Here is a 4,356-nt window from a genome sequence, read left to right on the forward strand (position 1 = left end):
CACCCGCACGGCGGGCAGGGTGGCGAGCGGGCGCGGCTCGACGGCGGCCGCGACGCCGCGCGCCGCCAGATGCGCGCGCACGGCGGCCTCCAGTCGGTCGGTCGCGGCGGCCGGCGGGGGAGGGACGGCGAAGCCGAAGCCGGGCACGTGGAGATGCAGCGGCGTTCCGGAGAAGCCGCGATCCATCGGATGCAGGAAGATCCGGTCGAGATCGCCGGCGCCGGCCTCGAGCGCGGCCAGCACCGCCGCGCGCCGCATGGCGAAGGGCGCCGCGGCGCATCCCTGTTCCAGCGCGCGCTCGGCGTCGAAGGCGGTGGCGGCCAGGGGCGCGGGCTCGCCGCCCTCCAGCGCCAGAAGCCGGTCGCCATAGGCGATGGCGGCGGCGGGGTGCGCCAGAAGCGCATCGAGGAGCCGTTCCGGACCGCCCGTGCGCGCCACGGCGCCTGCGGCCAGGAAGAGCACGACGGTGCAGGCCTGCCCCTCGCCCTCGAGGAAACCCTGGAGGTCGGACGGCTCGAAGCCGCCGTCGCGTTCGGGCAGCACCACGCCGATCCAGTTGCCCAGACGGTCGAGCGCGGGGGCGGCGAGGCTCGCCTCCGCCCCGTCCTCGCCGCAGACGGCGACAGCGACGCACAGGTCGTCGGGCAGCGCCGGAGCGGTCATCGGGAAGCGCTCGCTCCAGCGCTCCACGTCCGAGAACGGCACGCCGTTCGGGAACCAGCGGTCGAAGCGTTCGCCCCGGAGCCGTTCGCCCTCGGTCTCGGCGCGGCGCTCCAGATGCGCGGCCAGGCCGTCGGCGAAGGCGAGGATCGGGATCGGGCCGCCCGGCAGCGGCTGGCCGTCGGCTAAGAGCTCGACGTCGTGCAGGCGCCCGTCCGCGAAGGCGTCCGGCAGCCGGATGCGGAAGGCGGGTTCGATGCGCCGCGCCGCGCCGCGCACGACCTCGCGCCATCCGTCCGCAGACGTCGCCGCCACCGTCGCGTCGTCGATGCGCGCCTCGATCCGCGGGGGCGGACCGTCCGCCGGGGAACGATGCACCCAGCCTTCGAGGTCGAGCCCGCCGAGCCAGCGCGCGGAGCTGGCGGGGTCGAGCGAGGCGGCGAAGGCGTCGCCCTCGTGGAGCGCGATCGGCTCGCCCACCGGTTCCCCGCCATTGGCGAGCCGCACCGCGGCGACAGCGGCGAAGGGCAGGACGGCCGGATCGAGCGCGAAGGCGAAGCCGTGGCAGCCGTCACCGACCGGCGTCGCCTCGCCGGCGGCGGAGAGGGCGAGGTCGGCGCGCGCCAGCGCCACCGGCACGCCGTCGAGCAGCAGCTCCACCACGAGGCGGCGGTCGGGCGCTGCGGGATCGGCCGCCTGCCCCTCGATCACCAACTCGCCGGTGCGCCGGGCGAAAAGGCGCAAGGGCCCGTCCTCGGGCGGGCGGCCGGGATCGGCGACGCCACCCCCGCCGGCGGCGAGGCGCCTACGCCGCGATGCGACCAGCGAACCAATCGACGATGGCTTGGACGGTATGTCGCTCACGGTGGCTCCGGTCGAGAAGGAGGATGTCTTGTTCGCTGTCGGCGACCCCGTCGCTCCAGTCGACCCGTGCGCCGGGAAGGCCGGTCTCGGCGAGGACGCGTTCGAACAGGGCGAGCGAGGGGTCGGCGGGTGGCAGCACGAGGGCCGCGCTGCCGGACGCCGCGCCGGCATACTCTCCGGCTTCGAGGGGGCCGGTCGCGCCGATCCCCCGGCCGATCAGCGCGAGGTCGTCGGCGCTCGCGCCCAGCACCGCGAGGCCGGTCGGCAGGCCTTGCGCCCGCAGCGCCGCATGGAGCGTCCCGGCGAAGGCGAGCGAGGCGGGAGAGGGCACCCCCATCACCAGTGCGAGGCGGTTCGTGCGCGCAGGCGATGCGGGCCCCGGAACGGGATCCGCGAGCGCTGCCTCGAGCCGCACGGCGGCGGGGTCGCTCGCCAGATGCCGCTCGAGGGCGGCAAGAGTCGCGCGGTCGAGCGCCAGCACATGCGTCAAGCGGTCGCCGAGGCACGTCTGCCAGGCCGAAAGACCCGCCGCGAGGGCGTCGCGCACGGCGGGAGCCGGGTCGCCCCCGAGGATGGTGAAGGGGGCGTCCAGACGCCGCAGGCTTTCCAGGAGCGCGGCGGGCGGGGGCGGGCCCGACGCTTCGATCCGGACGGGCGCCAGCGCCGCCAGCCACGCCGCCAGCGCGTCGGCGTCCTGGAGGGCGTCGAAGCCGAGCGACTGCGGTGCGCTGCCGCCGAGGCCGCGCAGCTCGGCGCGCAGCGCCGAACCGGCGTGCCGCCATCGCAGCACCACCGCGCCGGCGGCCATGTCGCCCAGCCGGTGGATCCGCTCGGCGAGCGTCGGGCTGCCGGCGGGGCCGAGGAGAAGCAGGGGCCGGCCGGCCGGCGGGCAGGCCTCTTCCAGTCGGGCTCGGGCACCGCATAGGGGGTCGGCCGAACGGAAGGCGGCGCTCGTCCCGCGGATGCCGGGGTAGCGGCGGCGCAGGCGCCGGAGGTTGCGCGCGACGAGGAGAGCCTTGTCCGCCCCGAAGGAGCGCGATCCGTGATGGGGCACGAAGAGGTTCGGCGCCGCGACGTTGCGGAAGCCCGCGGCTCCTGCCTCCAGCGTCCAATCGAGGTCCTCGAAATAGCCGCGCTCGTAGATCTCCGAGGGACCACCGATGGCGGCGAGGCAGTCGTGGCGCAGGAAGAGCGCGAAGCCGATCCCGTTGGGAAGCGCGACCGGCCCGATGCCGAGGCGGCGCGCGGCCGCGTCGAGACGGGCGGCCTCGGGAGGCGATGGCAGGGGAGCGGGGTGCCCGAGCCGCGGCCAGCTCGTCCATTCGCCGTTGTTGGAGAAGGGGGTGACCGTGCCGATGTCGGGCGCGGCATAGGCGGCGTCGCCGAGCCGGGCGAGCGCGCCGGCCGGCAGGAGCGCGTCGGCGTTGAGGACCACGACGTCCGCGCCCTCCGCGCCTTCGAGCCCCAGCGCGACCGCGCCGGGAAACCCGCGGTTCACCGGCGTGCGGCGCAGCTCCAGGAGGTCGCGCGCGGCGAAGCTTTCGAGGAGCGCCGTGATCGCGGGAGATGGCGAGCAGTCGTCCACGGCGACGAGCCGGGCGCCGGGATGGCGCCCGACCTCGAGCGCCGCCGCCCGCAGCGCGTCGCGCGTCGCGTCCGGATCGCCGTGCACCGGCATCACGACACGGATCGGGCGCCGCTGCGGGATCTCGTCCGGCGGGCCGCTGCGAAGGGCGGCCTCGGGGCGCCGGCGATGCCGGGAGCGGGCGTGGAGCGAGCCTTGCGCGAGGGCCCGCCCGCCCCGCTCCAGCCGCCAGCCGGCGAGGGGGCCGGCGACGCAGAGATCGAGCCGGGCGCCGGAGGCCCCCGGCGGCACGAAGGCGAGGGCGGGCCAGGGCGTGAGCGCATGGCGCTCTTCCCCGTCCGGACCCTGAAGCGTCAGCACGGGTGCGGGGTCGCCGCGCCAGATCGCCCAGCCCGTCAGCCGGCCGTCGGCAAGGTCGATCCGCAAGGCGGCGTCCTCGCCGGCGACGAACAGCGCGGACAGGGCCTGCAGGAGGGCATCGTCGCCGGCCGAGGGGTTGGCGAGGATGCGCCGTGCGGCGAGGAGCCTCGCCTCGCGCCCGCCCGCAAGGCGAAGGGCGATGAGCCCGGCGGCGGTGTCCAGCGGATCGGCAAGAAGCGCCTCCCCCAGCGCCTGGTCGGCCTCCGCCCGCGCGCCCATCGCGGAGGCGACGAGGCCCAGAAGCGCGCGCTCGGCCGCGGTCGGCGGCGGGCCGACGCGCATGCGCCGGCGCAGGAGCGCCAGAGCATCGGCGGGCGCACCGTCCCGGAAGCGGCGGGCGGCCGCCCGGGTCAGCGCCTCCGCATGGTGCTCGGGCAGGGCCAGCCGCAGGTCGGCGCGCAGGAGTTCGGTCCAGTCCATCGCGTGGGTTCCGGCTCGGGCGCGGGATGATCGGATCTCTTCCATCGCAGGGCTGGCTGGCGGCGGCCTGACCGGTGCGGTCTTCATCCTTTGCTTGCCCTGTCGGCAAGTCGCGCTTGCCGCCGCGCCGGAGCGCCCGCAAGGTAGGATCGTACCCATCCGCCCGGCGGGAGAGCCATCGTGACCGAGACCGACGACATGCACGACGACGTCTCGGGCGGCGGGGGCGAGGGGCGCGATCGTTCGGGCGGTTCGTCCTCGGCGTCGCCCGCCTCCAACGCATCCGCCACGGCCAGCGTCGCCATGTCCGGCAGCATCGCTTCGGCGGCGGCGGCACCCGGCACGGCGGCGGCCGCGCAAGCGGGCGGGAGCGCGGCGCGGGGCGGCGAGGCCGCAGCCGTCGGTGC

Annotated in this window: 2 protein-coding genes and 1 pseudogene; 1 reads left to right on the forward strand and 2 read right to left on the reverse strand. The window is 76.7% G+C overall.

Annotated elements, in window-relative coordinates; all coding sequences use genetic code 11:
* A pseudogene (locus tag AUL34_RS21655) lies at positions 1-1,404 on the reverse strand (hypothetical protein); the annotation flags it as partial.
* A 61-nt stretch (positions 1,405-1,465) separates the two neighbouring features.
* Positions 1,466-3,949 (reverse strand): glycosyltransferase, encoded by a 2,484-nt coding sequence (locus tag AUL34_RS21660; protein WP_061938838.1) that lies wholly within the window; start codon positions 3,947-3,949, stop codon positions 1,466-1,468.
* 180 nt (positions 3,950-4,129) lie between these two features.
* On the opposite strand from AUL34_RS21660, the gene AUL34_RS21665 reads away from it, so the two are divergent.
* On the forward strand, positions 4,130-4,356 hold a 227-nt coding region (locus tag AUL34_RS21665; RefSeq protein ID WP_202814968.1), incomplete at its 3' end, for a hypothetical protein.

Origin of the sequence: Aureimonas sp. AU22 (genome assembly GCF_001463745.1) — a bacterium.
In the GTDB taxonomy this organism is placed as follows: domain Bacteria; phylum Pseudomonadota; class Alphaproteobacteria; order Rhizobiales; family Rhizobiaceae; genus Aureimonas.